Below are 20,306 nucleotides of genomic sequence, written 5' to 3' on the forward strand. Positions count from 1 at the left end.
GTCACAGGGTCGCGCGCTGCAGCCTGACCCCGTAGTGCGCCGTGAGTTCGGCCATGCTGCGCGCCCCACTGCGGCGCGCGAGATCGAGCACGATCCCGGCGCACGCGAGGGAGTCACTGAGCGCATTGTGGTGCTCCGCGACCTCCGCCCCCGCCGCGCGGGACGCCGACGGCAAAGCATAGGAACGCAGCGTGTAGGCCGCGCGGGCCAAGCGGAGAGTGCACGCGTAGTCCCACTTCCGAGCGGTTCCGCCGCACGCCCGGTTCGCCGCCTTGATCACGCCGGTGTCGAAGACGGCATTGTGTGCCACCAGAACCGAATCCGGATCCTCCGGGCTGATGTTCTCGCACATCCAGTCCCACAGCAGGTCGAACGTGGGCGCGTGGGCGACGTCCGCGGGCCGGATGCCGTGGATCCGGACGTTGCCGGGCTCGAACCCGTCGTGGCCGAGCGGCGGACGGATGAGTGAGTACCGGGTGTCCACCACCTGACCGTCCCGGACCCGTACCACCCCCAGGGCGCACGCGGACGCAGGGCTGCGATTGGCGGTCTCGAAATCTATGGCGGTGAAACTGACGGGCACCCGATCAGGGTAGGCAACGCCTCCGACATGGCATGTCGCTCACACGGAGGCCATGGCGCGGGTCTCGTACCACGCGTCCGCCTTCTCCACGGCCTGGCGGATCTGGGCGGTGTCGAGCTCATGGTGCAGCGCGTATGCCACGGCCTGCAGCGGGAAGATCCGGGAGTGCAACCGCGCGCGCAGATAGTTCTCCTCGTCCGTGGCCTGGCGCACGCTGGACCAGCCGAACCAGAGTCCCAGGGACGCGACGTCGTACGCGGGATCGCTCATGCTCGCGTGGTCCCAGTCGATCACGCCCACCAGGTGATCGTCCTGCCACAGCATGTTGGAGCCCATGAGGTCCCCGTGCACGAGCCGCGGCGGGACGTTGTCCAGGGCCACGAGGTCCTCGATCGCATTCATGGCGCGGTCCCGGTTCCGCGGGAGCAGCAGCGGCAGCACCTGGTCCAGCAGGACGTGGCGACGGCGGTGACCGCCCCAGTGCTGACCGGGCCGGTCCAGCCACGGTTCCGCCGCGCGCGCGTCCGCATCATGTACCTGCTCGAGGACCCTGCGCAGCTCCCGCGGGTCCGCGTGCCCCGGCGGGCGGGGGCTGCCCGGGATCCAGGTCATCCCCACCGCGGTGTACCGCCCGTCCTGCAGCACGGGGGTCAGGGGGCGCGGCACGGCGAAGTCGAACTCCGGTAGCCGCGACAGCGCACGGGTACGCCTGCGCACGTTCTCCCCCGAGGTCGGGTTCTTGGCGATCCGCACGCTCATCACGTGCCCCGCGTTGACCACGATGTGCGCGGACCCGCCGGCGTGCAGCTCCCACTCGGAGCGATCCACGCGCACCCTGGCCTCCGCCAACACAGCCTCGACAGCCGGAGCAAAAGGTAGGTGTCCGCACGCGAAAGTCATGGGTCAGTCCTCTGGCTCCGGTTCCAGGGGGGACGCCACTGCGGCTTCCGGCCCGTCCTGCCGCGCGGTCCCACTCAAACCCGTGAGCAGCTGCAACAAGTGCGGCAACACGGCGGCCATGGCCTGCGCACGATGGCTGATCCTGTTTTTGTGCTCTGGGCTCAACTGCGCGCAGCTGAGGCCGTCCTGGCCGTCCGGGGCGAAGATCGGGTCGTAGCCGAACCCGTTCTCCCCCGCGGGTTCGCGCAGAATGTTCCCGGGCAGCTCACCCGTGACCACGTGCTCGGCGCCGTCCGGTGCGACGACCGCGGCGGCGCACAGGAAGGAGCCGCGGCGGTTCTCGGGGGCGATGTCTCCGAGCTGGGCAAGCAGCAGCTGGAGATTGGCTGCGTCGTCGCCGTGGACCCCGCTCCACCGCGCGGAGAAGATGCCCGGGGCGCCGCCCATGACGTCCACGCTGAGTCCCGAGTCGTCCGCGAGCGCGATGAGTCCCGTCTCCGCGGCGGCAGTGCGCGCCTTGAGCAGCGCGTTCTCCTGGAACGTGACGCCCGTCTCGACGACGTCGCTCAGCCCGGCCGTGCGCGCGTCCACCACGATCCCGGGATCCGTCAGCCCCGCGTCGCGGAGCATGGCCTGCAGCTCGCGCACCTTGCCCGCGTTCTGTGTCGCGAGCACCACGCGGGCACCGCGTACGTCATCGGCCACGGGTGGCCTCCAGGGTCTCCCGTTGGATCTCGGCCAGCTGGGCGCACCCGCCCACGGCGAGGTCGAGCAGCACGTCCAGTTCGGCGCGCTTGAACGGTGCGCCCTCGGCCGTGCCCTGGACCTCCACGAAGTCCCCCGAGCCGGTCACGACGACGTTCATGTCGGTTTCCGCGCGCACGTCCTCCACGTACGGCAGGTCCAGCATGGGTACACCGTCGATGATCCCCACGGACACGGCCGAGACCGTGTCGATGAGGGGGTTGACCCGCGGCTTGAGGATACCGTTGTCGTGGGCCCAGCGGATGGCCTCGGCGAGCGCGACGTACGCGCCGGTGATGGACGCGGTGCGCGTACCGCCGTCGGCCTGCAGGACGTCGCAGTCGAGGACCACGGTGTTCTCCCCGAGGGCCTTGAGGTCGATGATCGAACGCAGGGAGCGGCCGATCAGACGCGAGATCTCATGGGTGCGGCCACCGACCTTGCCCTTGACCGATTCGCGGGCCGAGCGCGTGGAGGTGGCGCGCGGGAGCATGGCGTACTCCGCGGTGACCCAACCCCGGCCCTCACCCTTGAGCCAGCGAGGCACGCCCTCCGTGAGGGACGCGGTGCACAGCACACGGGTGCCGCCGAATTCGATCAGGGCGGAACCCTCGGCCTGTTCGGACCAACCGCGGGTGATGGTGATGGGCCGCAGTTCGTCGACGGCGCGCCCGTCCGCTCGTACCAGCCCCGATGCGGCGGAGCCACCCTCGCCCGTGGAACTCTCGGTGGATCGTGCCGGCTCGGTAGGCGAAGTCATGGGTTTCAGCCTAGTCCCCGGTCACCGCGCTTGCCAATGCAGTGAACGACTGGTCGGTCGGCCCGGCAACGTCGTAACTCGTGGCCACGCGCGCCACCGTGACCGGACCGGAGAACGCTCCGGCGGCCTCCGCCGTGGCCGTGTCCACCGAGTTCCACACGGGCAGGTGGGTCAGCAGCAACCGACGCACACCCGCGGCGGTCGCGGTCTCTCCCGCGCGCTTGCCCGTGAGGTGGATCCCGCGCAGATGGTCCTCGCGGCCCTCCTGGTAGGCGGCCTCGCACAGGAACACGTCCGCGTCGCGGGCCGCTGCCACGAGCTCGTCGCACACGTCGGTGTCCCCCGAATACGTGAGGACTTCCGTGCCCTGGGCCCCGCGGTACTCGACGCGCAGCGCATAGGGCTCGGGGCACGGGTGGTTCACTGGGTGGGGTGTGACCGTGAACGGACCCACGGTCACGGGCTGGTTGGCCTGCCACACGTGGAAGTCGAACTCGGTGTCCATCGAGTGCTCGGGCGGCAACAGGTGCAGCTGGTTGAGGTAGCCGTGCAGCATGGACGGACCGTAGATCGGGATGCGACCGCCCTGCCATCCGCGGGGATCCCACTTCACGGCCACGTGCAGACCGCCCACGTCCACGCAGTGGTCCGGGTGCAGGTGGGAGAGCATGATCGCGTCGATCTCGTGCAGGTCGATGTGGCGCTGCAGGACACCCAGGGCACCGTTGCCCATGTCCAGCACGATGCGCCACGTGCGCCCGTGCGCGTCCTCGCCGGAGAGCAGGTAGCACGAGGCGGGGGCATCGGGCCCGGGAAAACTTCCGGTGTTACCGATCACTGTGAGGATCATGGGTGATCGCCTTTCTGGTGCCGACTCAGCGCTGAGCCGCGTGGATCGTGGCGAGGGAACCGGTGGGGTACTGCTCCGCGACGGACGCCGTGTGCCGGACGCGGACCACTTCGGGGCCCAGGAACCGTTGGGCGAGGACCTCGAAGCTCACGGGGTCCCCCGTGGCCAGGAATTCGTGGTGGGGAGCGAGCTCGGGATCCCGCTCGAGGTGGTTGTCCAGCAGGCAGCGGTAGACGTCCCGCGAGGCCTCTTCCGAGGACGAGACCAGGTTCACGCTCTCGCCCATGACGTAAGAGATCACCGCCGTGAGCAGCGGGTAGTGCGTGCACCCGAGCACCAGGGTGTCTACGCTCGCGTCCTTGAGGGGCTGGAGGTAGTGCTGGGCGGTGCGCAACAGATCGGGCCCCGTGGTGACGCCGCGCTCCACGTACTCCACGAATTCGGGGCACGCCGCTGACGTGATTTCGAGCTGGGGTGCGGCCGCGAACGTGTCGTCGTACGCGCGCGAGCCGATCGTCGCCTCGGTGCCGATCACCCCCACCCGACCGGAGCGCGTGGTGGCCACCGCGCGGCGCACCGCGGGTTGGATGACCTCGGTCACGGGGATGTTGTAACCGCGCGTGTAACGCTCGCGCGCATCCCGCAGCACTGCGGCGGACGCGGTGTTGCACGCGATCACGAGCAGCTTGACCCCGGAGTCCACGAGGTCGTCCATGATGCGCAGGGCGTTGGAACGCACCTCGGCGATCGGCAGGGGCCCGTAGGGGCCGTGCGCGGTGTCACCGACGTAGAGGATCTCCTCGTTGGGCAGCTGGTCGATGATCGCCCGCGCCACCGTGAGCCCGCCCACACCCGAATCGAACACGCCGATGGGCGAGTTGGGATTGGGACCGGTGGGACGTTCGTGCACCTGCATACCGGAAAACTGTAGTGCTTTTCGCGCGCGCCCTCGCGCATGAGACGTGTGACCTTGGCGATCCCCGGTCACCGGGGCGGCAGGGTCTTCAGTAGCGCGTTCATGAGGGTCTCCTGAAGCCAGGAGACGAAGTTGTAGACCACACCCATGTACTGCTCCACGTCCTCGGCCCGCCCGAAGTCGGTCAGCTCGGCCACGCGCTCGGCGGCCTCGGTCGAGTCGATGTTCAGCCGGGAGGCCAGCACCAGGCGGACGTCGTTGAGCGAGCGCGCGAAGTCCTGTGCCTGCGCCACGCTCAGCACCACGGGCTGGGATTCCAGGGCCAGGGAGGACGCACGCAATGCCGCGGTCTTGCGTTCGCGCAGCGAGCGGTCCGTGAGTCGCCGGAACTCCGCGGCCTGTTCCGGGTCCGACGACGCCGCGGGCAGCAGCCTGCGCACCGCCGGGTCCGTGGGTTCGGCCACCTCCTCGTCCCAGCCGAGCAGCGCCTCGAGCGGGTCGTCGTTGCGAGCCGGTCCGTCCTCGCGCGCTGCGGGCGCCAGGGTCTCCCCCACGTCCGAGAACAGTTTCTGCAATAACCGCACCTCGGGGGCCTCGAACCGGCCGACGATGCCCTTGCGCGTGCGCTTGAACCCGTGCGCCATCAGTGCTCCCCCGCCTTCTCGTACGTGGCCCACAGGCCGTAGCCGTGCAGCGAGCTCACGTGCGTCTCCGCTTCCTCGAGGGTTCCCGTGAACACGATCGAGCGGCCCCGGTTGTGCACCTCGAGCATGAGTGTGCGGGCCTTGGCGTCCGAGTAGCCGAAGTGGACGCGGAACACGTAGACCACGTAGCTCATGAGGTTCACGGGATCGTCCCACACCACCACGTTCCACGGCACGTTCATGGCCGTGACCGCCTGCTCCTCCCGTTCGAGCACGGGGGACTCCGCCGGCGCGGAGCTCATCTGGACGGCCGGGATCCGGGCGGGGACGGCGCGGTGCGTAGTGAACATCGCCTCCATGGTAGTCACGGGGACACGGATGTGCGCACGACGGACGGCCCACTAGGCTGGCCACGTGAACGAGCACACCTATTCCTGGCACCCGCAGCCCACGTCCTTGCTGACGGACCACTACGAGCTCACCATGTTGCAGGCCGCGCTCCGGGCAGGCACCGCGTCCCGCCGCAGCGTGTTCGAGGTCTTCGCCCGCAGACTCCCCAACGGCCGCCGCTACGGGGTGTTCGCCGGGATGGGCCGGGTGCTCGAGGGGCTCGAGCAGTTCCGATTCACCGACGAGCAGCTGCGGTTCCTGCGGGACACCGCCGTGGTGGACGCCCAGACCGTGGCGTACCTCGAGAACTTCCGTTTCACCGGCCAGATCCGCGGCTACGCCGAGGGCGAGACGTACTTCCCCCACTCGCCGCTGCTGAGCGTGGAGTCCTCGTTTGCCGAGGCGTGCGTCCTGGAGACCTACATCCTCTCCGTCCTGAACTTCGATTCCGCCGTGGCCTCGGCGGCCTCCCGCATGGTGGGTGCCGCGGGAGAGCGCCCGTGCATCGAGATGGGATCGCGCCGCGCCCACGAGCAGGCGGCCGTGGCCGCGGCCCGCGCCGCCGTGGTCGCGGGCTTCGACTCGACCTCCAACCTCGAGGCCGGTTTCCGCTACGGGGTCAAGACCGTGGGCACCGCGGCCCACTCGTTCACCCTGCTGCACGACTCCGAGGAGCAGGCGTTCCGCGCCCAACTGGACGCGCTGGGTGTGTCCACGACCCTTCTGGTCGACACGTACGACGTCGAACGGGCCGTCACGCTCGCCGTCGAGATCGCGGGCAAGGACCTCGGGGGCGTACGCCTGGACTCCGGCGACCTCGTGACGCAGGCCACGTCCGTGCGCGCGCTGCTCGACAAGCTCGGCAACTCCAACACCCGGATCACGGTCACCAGCGACCTGGACGAGTACGCGATCGCCGCCCTGCGCGCCGCTCCCGTGGACGCATACGGCGTGGGCACGCGCCTCGTCACGGGCTCGGGTGCCCCCACGTCGTCGATGGTCTACAAGCTCGTCTCGCGCGAGGGCGCCTCGGGCGCCATGGAACCCGTGGCCAAGGCGTCCTCCGGCAAGAAGTCGGTGGGCGGCGAGAAGTACGCGCTGCGCCGTCGTGATCCCCAGGGCGTGGCCACACACGAGATCGTGGGCGTGTCGCACGTGCCCGAGGACGACGGCGATGACCGACCCCTGCTCGTGGACTACGTCACCGGCGGCGAGCTGCACGACGGCTACACGGGCCCCGAGGCCGTCACCCGTGCCCGGCAGCGCCACGTCGATTCCGTGGCCGAACTGCCCCGCGCGGCGCGCCGACTCTCCGAGGGCGAGCCCGTGATCCCCACCGTGATCGAACCCGGAACCGCACACTGACCAGGGAGGTAGCTATGCGCACTGCATTGCTGATCGTGGACATCCAGAACGACTTCTGCGAGGGCGGCAGCCTGGCCGTCGAAGGCGGGGCGGCGGTCGCCGCGCAGGTCTCCGAGTACCTCGAGGACCACCACGGCGACTACGTTGCCGTGGCCGCGACCCAGGACTGGCATGTTGACCCCGGGGAGCACTTCAGCGACACCCCCGACTTCGTCACGAGCTGGCCCGTGCACTGCGTCGCAGAGACCACCGGCGCTGACACGCACCCCGATCTCGACACCGAGTACGTCACGGAGTACTTCCGTAAGGGCGCATACGACGCCGCCTACTCCGGTTTCGAGGGCCTGTCCGCCCCGGACGTGGACGTCCCCATGGGGGAATCGGAGGAGGACTCCGACGAAGAACGCGTGAGCCTGGACGACTGGCTGCAGGAACGCGGCGTCGAGGCCGTGGACGTCGTCGGTCTCGCACTGGACCACTGCGTGCTGGCCACCGCCAAGGACGCCGTGGAGGCCGGCTACGAGACCCGGGTGCTGCTGCCGCTCACCGCGCCCGTGGCAGCCGAGTCCGGTGAGCGGGCGGTCGAGGAACTCGAGGCCGCGGGCGCGGAGGTCGTGACCGGCCTGGACTGAACGCCCGCCGCGCCGCCGTGCGGGCCGCGCCGCTTGGCCGCGTCGCCGCGTCGGCTACTTCCGGCCGATGAACCAGCGCTGCAACAGGGCGATCCGTGCGGTCAGCTGGTCCTCGGAGGCCTGGGCCACGGCCGGGCCTCCGCACTTGGTGCGCAATTCGTTGTGGATCACCCCGTGCGGTGTTCCGGTGCGCGCGGACCACGCGGAGACGTTCTTGGACAGCTGCGAGCGCAGGTCCTTCAGGCGGCGGTGATCCGGCACCGCGGGGGTCTGGGGTGCGTCATGGCCGCTCCGACCGTTGCGCTGGGCCGAGCGCGATTGCCGCTCCCGCAGCAGGGCCGAGACCTGGTCCGCGTCGAGCAACCCGGGGATCCCCAGGTATTCGGCTTCCTCCTCGGAACCAACCGCCGCGCCACCGCCGAAGGCGCCGCCATCGAAGAGCACACCGTGGAAGGACGCGTCCGAGTCCAGGGCCTGGAAGTTGCCCTGGGCCAGGGACGACGACGCCTTGTCCTCGCGGTTGGCCTCATCCAGCAGGTCGTCGTCCCAGCCCGTTTCCATGGGCTGGTCGAAGTCCACGACCCCCGGCATGTTCTTGGGCTTGTCCAACGCGTGGTCCCGCTCCTCCTCCATGGAGTTTGCGAGCGCCATGAGCGTGGGCACCGAGGGCAGGAACACGGACGCGGTCTCCCCGCGCTTGCGGGCGCGCACGAAGCGACCCACCGCCTGGGCGAAGAACAGCGGCGTGGAGGTGGACGTGGCGTACACGCCCACGGCCAACCGGGGCACGTCCACGCCCTCGGAGACCATGCGCACCGCGATCATCCAGCGCTTGTCGGATTCGGAGAACTCGTCGATCTTGTTGGACGCGGTCTTGTCGTCCGAGAGCACCACGGTGGGCCGCTCCCCCGTGATGGCGTGCAACTGTTCGGCGTAGGCCTTGGCGTCCTGATGGTCCGTGGCGATCACGAGCGCCCCGGCGTCCGGGACGGTGCGCCGCACCTGCGTGAGCCGCTGATCGGCGGCGCGCAGCACGGACGGGATCCACTGCCCGTGCGGGTCCAGGGCGGTACGCCACGCGTGGGACGTGATGTCCTTGGTGAACCCCTCCCCGAGCTGGGCGGCCATCTCCTCACCGGCCGAGGTCCGCCAGCGCATCTGACCCGAGTAGGCCATGAAGATCACGGGACGCACCACGTGATCGTGCAGGGCGTCCGCGTACCCGTACGTGTAATCGGCCGTGGACCGGCGGATCCCGTCCCCGTCCTCCTCGTAGCTCACGAACGGGATGGGCGAGGTGTCCGAGCGGAACGGTGTACCCGTAAGGGCGAGCCGGCGAGTCGCGGGTTCGAAGGCCTCGCGCAGCCCGTCGCCCCAGGACAGGGAGTCACCGGCGTGGTGGATCTCGTCCATGATCACGAGCGTGCGCCCGGCCTCGGTGCGCGCGCGATGCAGCAGCGGCTTGTTGGCCACCTGTGCGTAGGTCACGGCCGCGCCCATGTAGCCGCGGCCGTGCTGGCCGTCCGCGTTCTTGAAGTTGGGGTCGATCGCGAGTCCCACGCGCGCCGCGGCGTCGGCCCACTGGCGTTTGAGGTGTTCCGTGGGGGTTACCACGGTCACGCGCTGAACGGTCCCCGCGTCATGCAGCTTCTTGGCCACGGTCAACGCGAAGGTCGTCTTACCCGCACCAGGGGTCGCCACGGCCATGAAATCACGCGGTTGGGCTTGTTCGTAGCGGTGGATCGCCTCCGCCTGCCACGCGCGCAACTTGGGCGCGGTCCCCCACGCCGCCCGGTCCGGATAGGCCGGCGGGAGATCCGCCGCGGCTCCGAAAAGGGACATTTGATCGCTGTCAGACACGTGGTGCTCGTCCTCTCCGCGCGCTCGTTGGCGCGCATCCACTCCGGTCCCGTCACACGGATCAGGGGTCTCGCTCGCGCGGACGACGACGCTCGGATCGCCGTCGTACGAGGCACGGACGATGACGCCGCCCGCGCGGCCCCGCACGGCAAAGGCGCCCGCTGAGCGCGGGCGCCGCCGGTGGTCCCGCCCGGCGCGGGACCTCACGAGAAGGGAAGGGTGGTCAGTTCTCGGGCTCGTCCTTGCCGGGACGCAGGCCCTGGTAGATCTCCTTGCACTCCGGGCACACGGGGAACTTCTGGGGATCCCGACCCGGGGTCCACACCTTGCCGCACAGGGCGATCACGGGTTCGCCGGACAGTGCCGACTCCATGATCTTCTCCTTCCGGACGTAGTGCGCGAACCGCTCGTGATCACCGGGTTCCTGCAGCTGCCGGGTGTCCTCGCGCTCGATCGTGGAGGTGCCACCCACGGTCTCGGGCTTCGTGCCGAACAGACCGTTGCTGATCACCCGGGAGGAGCGCACGGAAGGACCCGTGAATTCCTGGGCTTCGGTGATTTCCATGTCCCCCACTCTACCCCGAGCACCGGGCCCGGCTCACCGGTAGGCGGCCACCTCCTGGAGTAGTTCGGGCCCGCGCGCGTCCAGCCACTTACCGCCCGAACGCACGCCGATCCACAACACCACGAAGCCTTCCACGAGGCCCACGGCGGGCGCGAGCCAGCACCACACGGCGGCTCCCGTGACGAGGTACACGATCAGCAGGATCCCGGCCGGGAGCGCGAGCAGGGCCATGAGACCCATGATCACGAACTGCACCACCAGGTTGAGGATCGTGAACCCCTGGGGTGTCTTCATGGGGGACGCGCCCGGGGGCGGCGTGGGATACGTGTACCGGGCCGAGACGATCGAGACCACGCCGGCGCCACCGAGCAGGATCCCCACGCACACGCCCACCACGGCGGGCAGGGCGTCCCAGCGCTGCACGCCCGCGAGCCAGAGCACGATCGAGAGCAGCACCAGCGGCACGGCCACGATCAGCAGGGCCACCACGCGCCCCAGCCGATCCGCACGCCCGGAGACCGGTGCCAGCACGTGAAGGCTGAACGCGGTGTTGTCGTAGGAGACGTCCGCGGAGATCGCGTACGCCATGAGCAGCGACACGAACAGGGGCAGCGCCCACAGACTGAACCCCGACTCACCCGCGATGAACCAGGAGACCGCCCCGATCGCGGGGATCATGAGCAGCGACGCCGAGTAGCGCGGGTCCTTGAGCCAGTACGTGAGACACCGTGCGGCCACCGCACCCCATTGGTTCGCCGGGAACCGGTCGAACAGACCGACGCCCTCCTGCGGGCGGGACGTCCCCCGGGCGGCTCCGCCGGCGGCGTCGCCGAGGGCGCGGCGCAGACCCGCACGCGTGGCGACCACGAGCAGGAGCAGCGTGACCACGGAAATCACGACACGGGCGAGGGCCGCGAGCCAGTGACCCGACGCGACGTCGCCGGGGACCGCCCAGATCGCACCGAGGGGGGTCCACGCGAGTACTCCCGCCCATGTGGGCAGCAGCTGCCACACCTGGCCCAGGCCGGTCGCGAACAAGGAGATGAGGGGCCCCAGCAGCACAACGAGAACCAGCACGACCATGGAGATGATCTCGTTCGTGCGCCGCCCCTTCGCGACGTTCGCGCCCAGGGCCGTAACGCAGCGCGAACCGACGAACGCGAGCAGGGCGCCGATGATCGCGCACGGTATTGCCGCAATGAGCGCCACCGTGGAACCGCGCCACGAGAACAGCCAGCCGAGCAGGGCGATCACGGTCAACACCCCCGGGATCCCGACGACCGCGCCCGCCACCTGGCCGGCCACCAGACCCGTGGTGCTCAGGGGGAACAAGGCGAGCCGGGAAGGGTCCAGCGTGGAGTCGGCCTTGGACGAGACCAGCGGTACGAGCCACCAGCCCACGAGCAGCAGGGAACCCAGCAGGACCGACGCGACCACCACGGTCTCGAGGGCTTCACCCCCGAGCGCGATCAACGCGGTCAGCGCCATCCCCAGGAGGAACAGTGCGTAGAGGCCACCCAGAATCGTGCCCACCAGGATCCACGTGCTGCGGGTCAGGGTGTTGATGAGCACGCGCCATTTCAGCCCGGCCAACCGCCGGGCCTCCTCGAACGCCCCGATGCTGCGCGTGACGGGTTCACCCCCGCTGTGCGAGGGGCGCACGGAGGCGGGAACGGCGGCGTCGGGCGCGACGTCCTGTGCGGGGCCTTCTGCGAATGCGGTGTCGAGGTGGTCGGGAGCCGCGGCGTCGCGCGGGTCGTTCACTCGGGACGCAGCCACTGCAACCCCTCCCCCGCTTCGGTGCGTCCGCCCACCAAGGACACGAACCGGTCCTCGAGGGACATGCCGGCGCACACCTCGTCCATGGTCCCCTGCGCGAGGACACGGCCTTGGTCCATCACGGCCACGTGATCGCACATGCGCTGCACGAGGTCCATCACGTGACTCGAGACCACCACGGTGCCGCCCGAATTCGTGTACTGGTGCAGCAGCGATCGGATGTTCGCGGCGGAGACCGGGTCCACCGACTCGAACGGCTCGTCCAGCACGAGCAGGCTCGGTGCGTGGATCATGGCCGCGGCCAGGGCGATCTTCTTCGTCATACCCGCGGAGTAGTCCTGCACCTGGCGCCCCGCTGCGTCCTGCAGGTCCATGGCCACGATGAGGTCCTCGGTCCGCTGCGCGACGAGCTCGCGGTCCATCCCGCGCAGCAGACCCGAGTAGGTCACGAGCTGGCGTCCCGTGAGCCGGTCGAACAGGTGGGCGCCGTCGGGCAGCACACCCATGCGTCGCTTGGCGGTCACGGGATCACGCCACACGTCCACCAGCTCGTCGCGGCTTCCCCCGCCCACGAGCACCGAGCCCGCGGAGGGGCGCAGCAATCCCGTGGCCATGGACAGCGTGGTCGTCTTGCCAGCGCCGTTACGCCCCACGAGGCCGTAGAAGGAGCCCCGCGGCACCGTGAGGTTCACATGATCCGCGGCGGGTCGGCCGGACTGGCCGTAGAACTTGGTGAGGTCCCGCACGGCGAGCGCGGGCGTCCCCGTGCCGGAGTGCGGCGCGGGGTCTCGGGGAGCGTACTGCGTGGTGGCATGGGGCGCCGCATACCGCTGGGCGGCCTCAGGGGGTGCCGCATGCTCAGAGGGCGCCGCGTGCCGGGGTGCTCCCTGCTGCTCGGTCGAGGGGTTGTTCACCACGGGTCCCCCGGCGCCGGGGGCGGGCTCGCGGCGCGGGGTCGTGGGTCCGTTCACTGGGCTACTCATGTCACCAATGTACTGAGTGACCCGCGTGGCATGGCGGATTCACCGGACCTCGTCACTGTCGACCCGAGGATCCCCCCAACCCTTCACCGGGGCCGCTGAACGACGCCCGTCCGGGGCCGCGCGTCGCCGCAAGGCCCACCGCCCGTACCGGTCGACTTCAGCCGCAGCCCGGACATCAGCGGCAGCCTAAAAGAGCGCCCGCATCAACTGGGCGCGCGCGGCCACCACGCGGGTATCCTCCGCGCCGACGACGTCGAAGAGGTCCACGAGACGCGCACGCGCGGCATCCTTGTCGTCCCCGGCCGTGGTGCGCACGAGGTTGAGCAGGCGCCGGAACGCGTCCTCCACGTGCCCACCGGAGAGGTCCAGGTCCGCGACGTCCAGAGCGGCCTGCACGTTCGTGGGATCAGCGGCCGCGGCTTCCCGCACGGCGGTCGCGTCCATCGCGCTCACGCGCTGCAAGAGGTGCACCTGGGCGAGTGCGAGCTTGGCGTCGTGGTCACCCGGGTTCTCCGCGAGCGCCTTGTTGTAACTGGCCTCCGCGCCGGCCAGGTCCCCGGCCTCGAGTTTGTCCAGGGCCTCCTGGTGCAGCGGGGGCAGGGGTTTGGGCTCGTTCGCCGCGACCGGTTCGGCCGTTCCCGTGACGCCGTTTTGCTGCGCGAGGCTTACGAGCTCGGTCAGCAGCTCACGCAACTGCTGTTCCGAGACCGTGGAGTTCACGAGCGGCACCACGCGCCCACCGAGCAATGCGAGCACGGTGGGAACGGTCTGCGCCTGGAACGCCTGCGCGATCTGCGGTTCCGCGGCGGCGTCCACGGTCCCCAGCATGAGCCGACCCCGGAACTCGTCCACGACCCGCCCGACCACGTCCACGAACGTCTCCGACTCCGGGCTCTGGGGCGCGTGCAGCACCACGACCACAGGGTACGTCGCGGACGCCTCGGCGTAGCGCTGGAAGTTCGCGGTGGTCAGCTCCACGCGATAGCTACCGGCGCCCGCGGACGCCGCCGCGGCGTCGTCGTTCGGCGCACCCGTCCGGGCACCGCCCGACGCGCCGAGATCCACGGCACCGCGCACGGACGCAGGAACCGCTTGCTCGTCCCGTGGGGGCTGCTGGTCCGGGGTGGAACGGGGGAATTCGCTCATGGGAACCTCCTTCGACGGCGAGTCCGCGACATGGGACGCGGACTCGATCGTGCGCCCTGTTCCCGGGCGCACGGACGGGTGTCTTTTGCTCCCATTATGTGCACCGGGAACGCTGGAAGTCCCAGCGGCCCAGCGTTGTACGCTTCCGGCGTGAGCACATCCCCAGGAGCGCAGGGTCGGCCCCCCGCGCGTTTCCGTCCGACCCGCCACCGCTTCGAGGTGCCGCCCGAACCCGCTGCGGGTGGAGAGCCCGTGCGGCGTGCGCCGTGGGACCACCCCGTGAACACGCGGACGCATCCCATCCAGACGGGCTTCCTGCTCACCGTGGGCGTGGGGATCGCGCTGCTGGGCTACTACGTGCTGACCAACGTGGGCGGGCTCGTGGGGTGGATCGTCACGGCCGCGTTCATCTGTCTGGGGATGGATCCCCTGGTCCGCCGGCTCGAGACCAAGGGGTTGCCCCGCGCGGTGGCCGCCGGGGTGGTGATCCTGGCCCTGGCCCTGGTGATCACCGCGTTCATCATGGTCGTGGTCCCCCGCATGATCGAGCAGGCCCAGCAACTCGTGGCCCGCGCCCCTGAGCTCGTGACCGAGTTCATGAACTCCGAGTTGTTCCAGGGCCTGGACGACCGCTTCGACATCGCCGCGTCCGTGCAACACACCACCGGGGCCTTCCAGGAACGCCTCGCCACGGACGAGAACCTACTGGGCGGGATGTTCGGTTCGGTCGTGAGCGTGAGCGGCGTGGTGATCAATGCAGTGACCGGGACGCTCATCGTCATGGCGCTGAGCCTGTACTTCCTCTTCTCGCTGCCCACGATCAAGGCCTGGTGCTATCGCCTGGCCCCCGCGAGCAAGCGCGCCCGGGTCAAGCACCTGGGCGACCAGATGACCAAGGGCGTGGGCAACTACGTCATGGGTCAGGCGTGCGTGGCACTGCTCAACGCGCTCGTCGCGTTCATCCTCATGAACGTCACGGGGGTCCCCTACGCCACACTGCTGGTCCTGTTCGTCGCGCTGCTCGCGTTCGTCCCCCTGGTGGGTGGCGTGCTCGCCGGCATCCTCGTGACGCTCATGGCCACGCTCGGCGGGTGGGACACCGCGATCCCGTTTGCCCTGTGCTACTTCGCGTACCTCCAGCTCGAGGCCTACGTGGTCTCGCCCAGGATCATGGCCCGCGCGGTGGCCGTTCCCGGCGCGGTCGCGGTGATCGCGGTGGCCGCCGGCGGTGCGCTGTGGGGCATCCTCGGTGCGCTCGTCGCCATCCCCACCGCGGCCGCGGGACTGCTGCTGGTGCGCGAGGTCTTCGTCCCGCGGCAGGACGCGCGCTGACGGCGGCGGCGACGCCGTTGTACCCCGCCGCGCCGCGTCGTCGCCCGTGCAGGTGGGGGCGCGTCGTCGTCCGAGCAGGCAGGTGCGGGCCGTCGTCCGCGGCGGCAGCTCCGTGCCGTTGCCGCCCATGCCGACGCGCGGCATCGTCGCCGGTGCACAAGAGCGCGTCAGCCAGGGGCAGCCGGACCGCTAGGCTGTCCTGGTGCGTTTAGTGATTGCAGACTGCTCGGTCCGGTACGAAGGGCGCTTGAACGCGCACCTGCCCCTGGCTCGTCGGCTCATCATGCTCAAGGCGGACGGCTCGGTGCTGATCCACTCCGACGGCGGATCCTACAAACCGCTGAACTGGATGAGCCCGCCCGCCACGATGCACGTGCGCGAACCCTCCGACGAGCTTGCCGCGGACGGTGTGAGCGAGGTGTGGGAGGTCCAGGCGGGCAAGTCCGACGACCGGCTGATCATCCACATCATGACCGTCCACTCCCAGCTCACCCACGACCTCGGCACGGACCCCGGATTGGTCAAGGACGGCGTGGAGGCCGATCTGCAGCGGTTGCTCGCCGAGCAGATCACCCTGCTCGGGGACGGGTTCTCCCTGGTGCGTCGCGAGTACCCCACGGGCATCGGCCCCGTGGACATCCTCGCGCGGGACGCCGGCGGGGCCACGGTGGCCGTGGAACTCAAGCGCCGCGGTGACATCGACGGCGTGGAGCAGCTGACCCGCTACCTCGAACTGCTCAACCGCGATCCCCTGTTGAGCCCCGTGCGAGGTGTCTACGCGGCCCAGCAGATCAAACCGCAGGCCCGTGTCCTCGCGCGCGACCGCGGCATCGAGTGCCTGACCCTGGACTACGACGAGATGCGCGGCAACGTGGACACCCAGTCCCGCCTCTTCTGATCAGCCCCCTATGCCGGAACCCGTCTGCGGATAGCGTGGGAGGAAAACGGTCATATTCTCGGACCTCGTAGTAAATCACCTGATGCCGATTGACCCTGGGACGACAGTGTGTGATGCTTGAGGTGTTCTCGCATCATGTTTGACATGCTCGCAGGAATGGTAGCGAGCGTGAAGTTCTGACTGGCGCTGTGGCACAACATCTTGTGAGCCGCATCCACAGCCTTCTCGCGGTACCGGTTCAGGTGCACAATCGTGTGCACGCACTACATACTCCAGAAGGAGATGCCCCATTATGGCTCAGGGCACCGTTAAGTGGTTCAACGCAGAGAAGGGCTTCGGCTTCATCACGCCGGACGACGCTGATGGCGACGTCTTCGTGCACTACAGCGAAATCCAGTCGGGCGGCTTCCGCACCCTCGAAGAGAACCAGCGCGTCGAGTTCGAGATCGGTCAGGGCCAGAAGGGCCCGCAGGCCACCGGCGTGAACGTCATCTGATATTCGCCGGACGAAACCCCCGTCGCCTTTCGAGGTGGCGGGGGTTTTCTCGCGCCCGCTGTGACGCGAGCGAGTCGCGGGGCCGGGTGAGCTGAGGGGCAGATGCCGGGACGCACAGGACGTTCGCACGCCGCGGCAATCCCACTCCACAGAATGTCAAGTGGAGCAGAAGCAGCTCAGCGCGCCAAAATCTGCTTCTGCTGAGTAGGAGCAGGGGTGTGGGTGGGCGCGGCGGGTTATCCGAGGAGCGCCGCGGGGGCGGTCAGTTCCACCTGCGCGCCATGCGGCGCTGCACCTTGGCTCCCGCTCCGGCCAGATGGTCCACGAAGTGCTCGTAGCCGCGGTCGATGTGCCCCGCCCCGGAGACCTCGGTGACCCCGTGGGCCGCCATCCCCGCGATCACGAGAGCCGCGCCGGCCCGGATGTCCATGGCTTCCACGGGAGCACCCGACAGCTTGTTCGACGGGACGCCGTCCACCCGGGCGTGATGCCCGTCCAGGCGCACACGCGCACCGAGCCGCTCAAGCTCCGCGGTGAATCCCCACCGGGCCTCGAACACGTTCTCCGTGATGATCCCACTACCCTCGGCCACCGCGTTGAGCGCCACCACGAACGGTTGCAGATCCGTGGGGAACCCCGGATAGGGCAGGGTCGAGACGTTGATGGCTTTGGGCCGCTCGGGACCGCGCACCACGAACCGCCCATCGGCGGTGTTGATCTCGCAACCCGCGCAGCGCAGCTTGGCCAGCACCACGTCCAGGTGTTCCGGTTCCGCACCCGCGATCTCCACGCGACCGCCCGTGACCGCGGCGGCAAAGGCCCACGTCCCGGCCACGATGCGGTCCGGGACCGTGCGGTGCGTGACCGGGTGCAGCCGCGGGACCCCCTCGACCATGATCGTGGTGGAACCGAGCCCCTCGATCCGTGCACCCATGGCCTGCAGCATCCGGCCGATGTCCACGATCTCCGGTTCGCGGGCCACGTTGTCCAACACCGTGACGCCCCGGGCGGTCGTGGCCGCGGTCATCAGATTCTCGGTGGCCCCCACGGAGGGGTAGCCCAGTCGATAGGTCGCACCCGTCAGACCGTCCGGTGCACTAGCTCGCAGGAACCCGCGTTCGATGGTCAGCCGGGCCCCCATGGCCTCGAGTCCCGCGCGATGCATATCCAGGCCCCGGGTTCCGATCGCGTCCCCGCCCGGCAGGGCGACCTCGGCCTGGAGGCAGCGCGCCATGAGCGGGCCCAGCACGGAGATGGACGCCCGCATGGCCCGCACGAGGTCGTAGTCGGCCTGGTGACCGAGCTCCTCCGGGACGTCGATGGTCACGCTGTGCGCCGAGGGCTCGTACGAGACCTCGCACCCGAGCCGGCGCAACAGCTCCGCCATGATCGTGACGTCCTGGATCTCGGGGACGTTGGTGATCGTGGAACGGCCCGTGGCGAGCAGCGCCGCAGCCATGAGCTTGAGCACACTGTTCTTGGCGCCGTACACGGGCAGCTCACCGTTGACCTTCGTGGGCCCGTGTACTTCGATCTTCTCTTCCATGCATTCTCCTCGATCACGAGTACGGGACAGTCCGCCGTGACACCTGGGCCAGCGCACCACGGTAGGCGAACGACGTCGACCCCCGCACCCGAAGGCACGAGGGTCGACGTCGACCGGTCACGCGGTACCGCTCAGGCGGAACGCGCCTCCGAATCCAGGGAGACCTCGTCCGCAACCACCGTGACACGGTTGTTGTCCACGGAGACGAACCCGGAGTCGATGCTGCCCACGAGACGGTCGCCGTCCACACGGTCGATGGCGAACTCCCCCGGCTTGAGCAGCCCCGCCATGGACTCGTGTCCCGGCATGATGCCGATGTCGCCCTCGGTGGTGCGTACCCGCACGAGGCGCGCGGTACCCGTCCAGATCTTGCGATCCAGGGCGACGATTTCCACGATGAGTTCGGCCATGATTACTTCTCGCCCGTCTCGGCCTTGATCTCGTCCCAGCGCCGCATGACGTCGTCCAGGCCGCCGACGTTGTAGAACGCCTGCTCGGGGACGTTGTCCAGCTCGCCGTCGCAGATCTTGCCGAAGGCTTCGACGGTCTCCTCGAGGGGAACCGTGGAGCCCTCCACGCCGGTGAACTGCTTGGCGGTGTAGGTGTTCTGGGACAGGAACTGCTCGATGCGGCGGGCGCGGGAGACCACGACCTTCTGCTCCTCGGAGAGTTCTTCGACACCGAGGATCGCGATGATGTCCTGCAGTTCCTTGTTCTCCTGCAGGATCCCCTTGACGCGGGTGGCCACGTCGTAGTGGGTCTGGCCCACGTACTGCGGGTCCAGGATGCGGGAGGTCGAGGACAGCGGATCGATCGCGGGGTACAGACCACGCGAGGCGATCTCACGCGAGAGCTCGGTGGTCGCGTCCAGGTGCGCGAACGTGGTCGCGGGAGCCGGGTCGGTGTAGTCGTCAGCGGGCACGTAGATGGCCTGCATGGACGTGATGGAGTGACCACGGGTCGAGGTGATGCGCTCCTGGAGCACACCCATCTCGTCCGCGAGGGTGGGCTGGTAGCCCACGGCGGAGGGGATCCGGCCCAGCAGCGTGGAGACCTCGGAACCGGCCTGCGTGAACCGGAAGATGTTGTCGATGAACAACAGCACGTCCTGGTTCTGCACGTCGCGGAAGTACTCCGCCATGGTCAGACCGGTCAGGGCCACGCGCAGACGCGTTCCGGGCGGCTCGTCCATCTGGCCGAACACGAGGGCGGTGTCCTTGAGAACGCCTGCCTCCTCCATCTCGACCCACAGGTCGTTGCCCTCACGGGTACGCTCACCAACGCCGGCGAACACGGAGGTGCCGCCGAAGTTGCGGGCCACACGCGTGATCATCTCCTGGATCAGCACGGTCTTGCCCACGCCCGCGCCGCCGAAGAGGCCGATCTTACCGCCCTTGATGTAGGGGGTCAGCAGGTCGATGGACTTGATGCCCGTTTCCATCATCTCGGTGCTGCCCTCGAGCTCCGCGAAGGACGGGGCCTTGCGGTGGATGGGCCAGCGCTCCTGGATGTCCAGCTCGGAGGTGGGCAGGTCCAGCGCGTCACCGAGTACGTTGAAGATGTGGCCCTTGACCACGTCACCCACGGGCACGGAGATGGGGGCGCCCGTGTCCTGCACGGGGGTCCCTCGCACCAGACCGTCGGTCTGCTGCAGGGAGATCGCGCGCACCACGTTGGTGCCCAGGTGCTGTGCCGTCTCGAAGGTGATCCGGCGGGGCTGGCCGTTGAACTCGTAGTCCGCGGTCAGCGCATTGTAGAGGTCGGGGACCTGGTTCTCGGGGAACTCGACGTCGACCACGGGCCCGATCACCCGGGCGATGCGGCCGGTGGCACCTTCCGAGACCGGCTGGGTGGCCTGGTCGTTGATTGTGGCAGTCATTTCTCTCACTTCGTTTCGGCTGGCAAGGGCGGGCAGCG

General features: G+C 69.3%; 22 protein-coding genes. 6 read left to right on the forward strand and 16 right to left on the reverse strand.

Annotated elements, in window-relative coordinates; translation table 11 throughout:
* Position 1: 1 nt before the first annotated feature.
* The 8 genes from RF650_RS03425 to clpS all read right to left on the reverse strand — a co-directional run bounded on the left by RF650_RS03425 (position 2) and on the right by clpS (position 5,699).
* Positions 2–583 carry a 3'-5' exonuclease gene (locus RF650_RS03425; RefSeq protein WP_131332686.1) on the reverse strand — a complete coding sequence of 194 codons (582 nt, stop codon included), beginning with the start codon at positions 581–583 and terminating at the stop codon, positions 2–4.
* A 39-nt stretch (positions 584–622) separates the two neighbouring features.
* Positions 623–1,483 (reverse strand): phosphotransferase family protein, encoded by an 861-nt coding sequence (locus RF650_RS03430; RefSeq protein WP_206398974.1) that lies wholly within the window; start codon positions 1,481–1,483, stop codon positions 623–625.
* Positions 1,484–1,486: 3 nt separating this feature from the next.
* A complete protein-coding gene (gene rdgB, locus RF650_RS03435) occupies positions 1,487–2,188 on the reverse strand; it encodes an RdgB/HAM1 family non-canonical purine NTP pyrophosphatase (RefSeq protein WP_368814089.1) in 702 nt (233 codons plus the stop codon).
* On the reverse strand, positions 2,178–2,987 hold the full coding sequence (rph, locus tag RF650_RS03440; RefSeq protein ID WP_368814090.1) for a ribonuclease PH: 810 nt from the start codon (positions 2,985–2,987) through the stop codon (positions 2,178–2,180). Before rph ends, rdgB begins: the two co-directional genes overlap by 11 nt.
* Positions 2,988–2,997: 10 nt before the next feature.
* On the reverse strand, positions 2,998–3,837 hold the full coding sequence (locus RF650_RS03445) for an MBL fold metallo-hydrolase (protein ID WP_131332683.1): 840 nt from the start codon (positions 3,835–3,837) through the stop codon (positions 2,998–3,000).
* Between the two features lie 25 nt (positions 3,838–3,862).
* Complete coding sequence (gene murI / locus RF650_RS03450; RefSeq protein ID WP_368814091.1) at positions 3,863–4,753, reverse strand: glutamate racemase; 891 nt, start codon at positions 4,751–4,753, stop codon at positions 3,863–3,865.
* A gap of 68 nt (positions 4,754–4,821) precedes the next feature.
* On the reverse strand, positions 4,822–5,397 hold the full coding sequence (locus tag RF650_RS03455; RefSeq protein ID WP_064845706.1) for a DUF2017 domain-containing protein: 576 nt from the start codon (positions 5,395–5,397) through the stop codon (positions 4,822–4,824).
* Positions 5,397–5,699, reverse strand: coding sequence for an ATP-dependent Clp protease adapter ClpS (gene clpS, locus RF650_RS03460; protein ID WP_239318339.1), 303 nt, complete (start codon positions 5,697–5,699; stop codon positions 5,397–5,399). Before clpS ends, RF650_RS03455 begins: the two co-directional genes overlap by 1 nt.
* Positions 5,700–5,811: 112 nt before the next feature.
* Between clpS and RF650_RS03465 the strand changes: the two genes are divergently transcribed.
* Together RF650_RS03465 and RF650_RS03470 are read left to right on the forward strand one after the other, a co-directional pair.
* Complete coding sequence (locus RF650_RS03465) at positions 5,812–7,152, forward strand: nicotinate phosphoribosyltransferase (RefSeq protein WP_318545728.1); 1,341 nt, start codon at positions 5,812–5,814, stop codon at positions 7,150–7,152.
* A gap of 14 nt (positions 7,153–7,166) precedes the next feature.
* The gene (locus RF650_RS03470; RefSeq protein ID WP_144998123.1) at positions 7,167–7,784 is read left to right on the forward strand and encodes an isochorismatase family protein; all 618 of its coding nucleotides are present in this window, start codon (positions 7,167–7,169) and stop codon (positions 7,782–7,784) included.
* Between the two features lie 54 nt (positions 7,785–7,838).
* Here RF650_RS03470 and RF650_RS03475 read toward each other — a convergent pair whose 3' ends face one another.
* A complete protein-coding gene (locus tag RF650_RS03475; protein WP_167318356.1) occupies positions 7,839–9,626 on the reverse strand; it encodes a DEAD/DEAH box helicase in 1,788 nt (595 codons plus the stop codon).
* On the opposite strand from RF650_RS03475, the gene RF650_RS03480 reads away from it, so the two are divergent.
* Positions 9,627–9,809: a hypothetical protein gene (locus RF650_RS03480; RefSeq protein WP_312917730.1), complete on the forward strand. Its 183-nt coding sequence runs from the start codon at positions 9,627–9,629 to the stop codon at positions 9,807–9,809. It abuts the gene before it with no gap.
* A 58-nt stretch (positions 9,810–9,867) separates the two neighbouring features.
* Here the strand turns inward: RF650_RS03480 and RF650_RS03485 are convergent, their stop codons facing one another.
* From RF650_RS03485 to RF650_RS03500, 4 genes are all read right to left on the reverse strand, one after another.
* Entirely contained in the window at positions 9,868–10,218 is a 351-nt protein-coding gene (locus RF650_RS03485) for a DUF3039 domain-containing protein (RefSeq protein ID WP_186368835.1), read from the reverse strand.
* A 24-nt stretch (positions 10,219–10,242) separates the two neighbouring features.
* Positions 10,243–11,988, reverse strand: a complete 1,746-nt coding sequence (locus tag RF650_RS03490) for a hypothetical protein (protein ID WP_368814092.1) — start codon at positions 11,986–11,988, stop codon at positions 10,243–10,245.
* Positions 11,970–12,971: an ATP-binding cassette domain-containing protein gene (locus tag RF650_RS03495; RefSeq protein WP_368814093.1), complete on the reverse strand. Its 1,002-nt coding sequence runs from the start codon at positions 12,969–12,971 to the stop codon at positions 11,970–11,972. The genes RF650_RS03490 and RF650_RS03495 overlap by 19 nt, the downstream gene beginning before the upstream one ends.
* Before the next feature lie 186 nt (positions 12,972–13,157).
* On the reverse strand, positions 13,158–14,117 hold the full coding sequence (locus tag RF650_RS03500) for a tetratricopeptide repeat protein (protein WP_064845712.1): 960 nt from the start codon (positions 14,115–14,117) through the stop codon (positions 13,158–13,160).
* 150 nt (positions 14,118–14,267) lie between these two features.
* Between RF650_RS03500 and RF650_RS03505 the strand changes: the two genes are divergently transcribed.
* The 3 genes from RF650_RS03505 to RF650_RS03515 all read left to right on the forward strand — a co-directional run bounded on the left by RF650_RS03505 (position 14,268) and on the right by RF650_RS03515 (position 16,843).
* Positions 14,268–15,449 carry an AI-2E family transporter gene (locus tag RF650_RS03505; RefSeq protein WP_242670648.1) on the forward strand — a complete coding sequence of 394 codons (1,182 nt, stop codon included), beginning with the start codon at positions 14,268–14,270 and terminating at the stop codon, positions 15,447–15,449.
* Positions 15,450–15,651: 202 nt separating this feature from the next.
* Complete coding sequence (gene nucS, locus RF650_RS03510; RefSeq protein ID WP_368814094.1) at positions 15,652–16,347, forward strand: endonuclease NucS; 696 nt, start codon at positions 15,652–15,654, stop codon at positions 16,345–16,347.
* A gap of 292 nt (positions 16,348–16,639) precedes the next feature.
* Positions 16,640–16,843, forward strand: coding sequence for a cold-shock protein (locus RF650_RS03515; RefSeq protein ID WP_064845714.1), 204 nt, complete (start codon positions 16,640–16,642; stop codon positions 16,841–16,843).
* A 262-nt stretch (positions 16,844–17,105) separates the two neighbouring features.
* Here RF650_RS03515 and murA read toward each other — a convergent pair whose 3' ends face one another.
* From murA to atpD, 3 genes are all read right to left on the reverse strand, one after another.
* Positions 17,106–18,389, reverse strand: coding sequence for a UDP-N-acetylglucosamine 1-carboxyvinyltransferase (murA, locus tag RF650_RS03520; protein WP_131332678.1), 1,284 nt, complete (start codon positions 18,387–18,389; stop codon positions 17,106–17,108).
* A gap of 131 nt (positions 18,390–18,520) precedes the next feature.
* Positions 18,521–18,799 carry a F0F1 ATP synthase subunit epsilon gene (locus RF650_RS03525; RefSeq protein WP_064845716.1) on the reverse strand — a complete coding sequence of 93 codons (279 nt, stop codon included), beginning with the start codon at positions 18,797–18,799 and terminating at the stop codon, positions 18,521–18,523.
* A gap of 2 nt (positions 18,800–18,801) precedes the next feature.
* Positions 18,802–20,268 (reverse strand): F0F1 ATP synthase subunit beta, encoded by a 1,467-nt coding sequence (atpD, locus tag RF650_RS03530; RefSeq protein WP_035964656.1) that lies wholly within the window; start codon positions 20,266–20,268, stop codon positions 18,802–18,804.
* Between the last annotated feature and the right edge of the window lie 38 nt (positions 20,269–20,306).

The sequence above is a fragment of the Kocuria sp. CPCC 205297 genome (assembly GCF_040981035.1).
Lineage (GTDB): Bacteria > Actinomycetota > Actinomycetes > Actinomycetales > Micrococcaceae > Kocuria > Kocuria marina.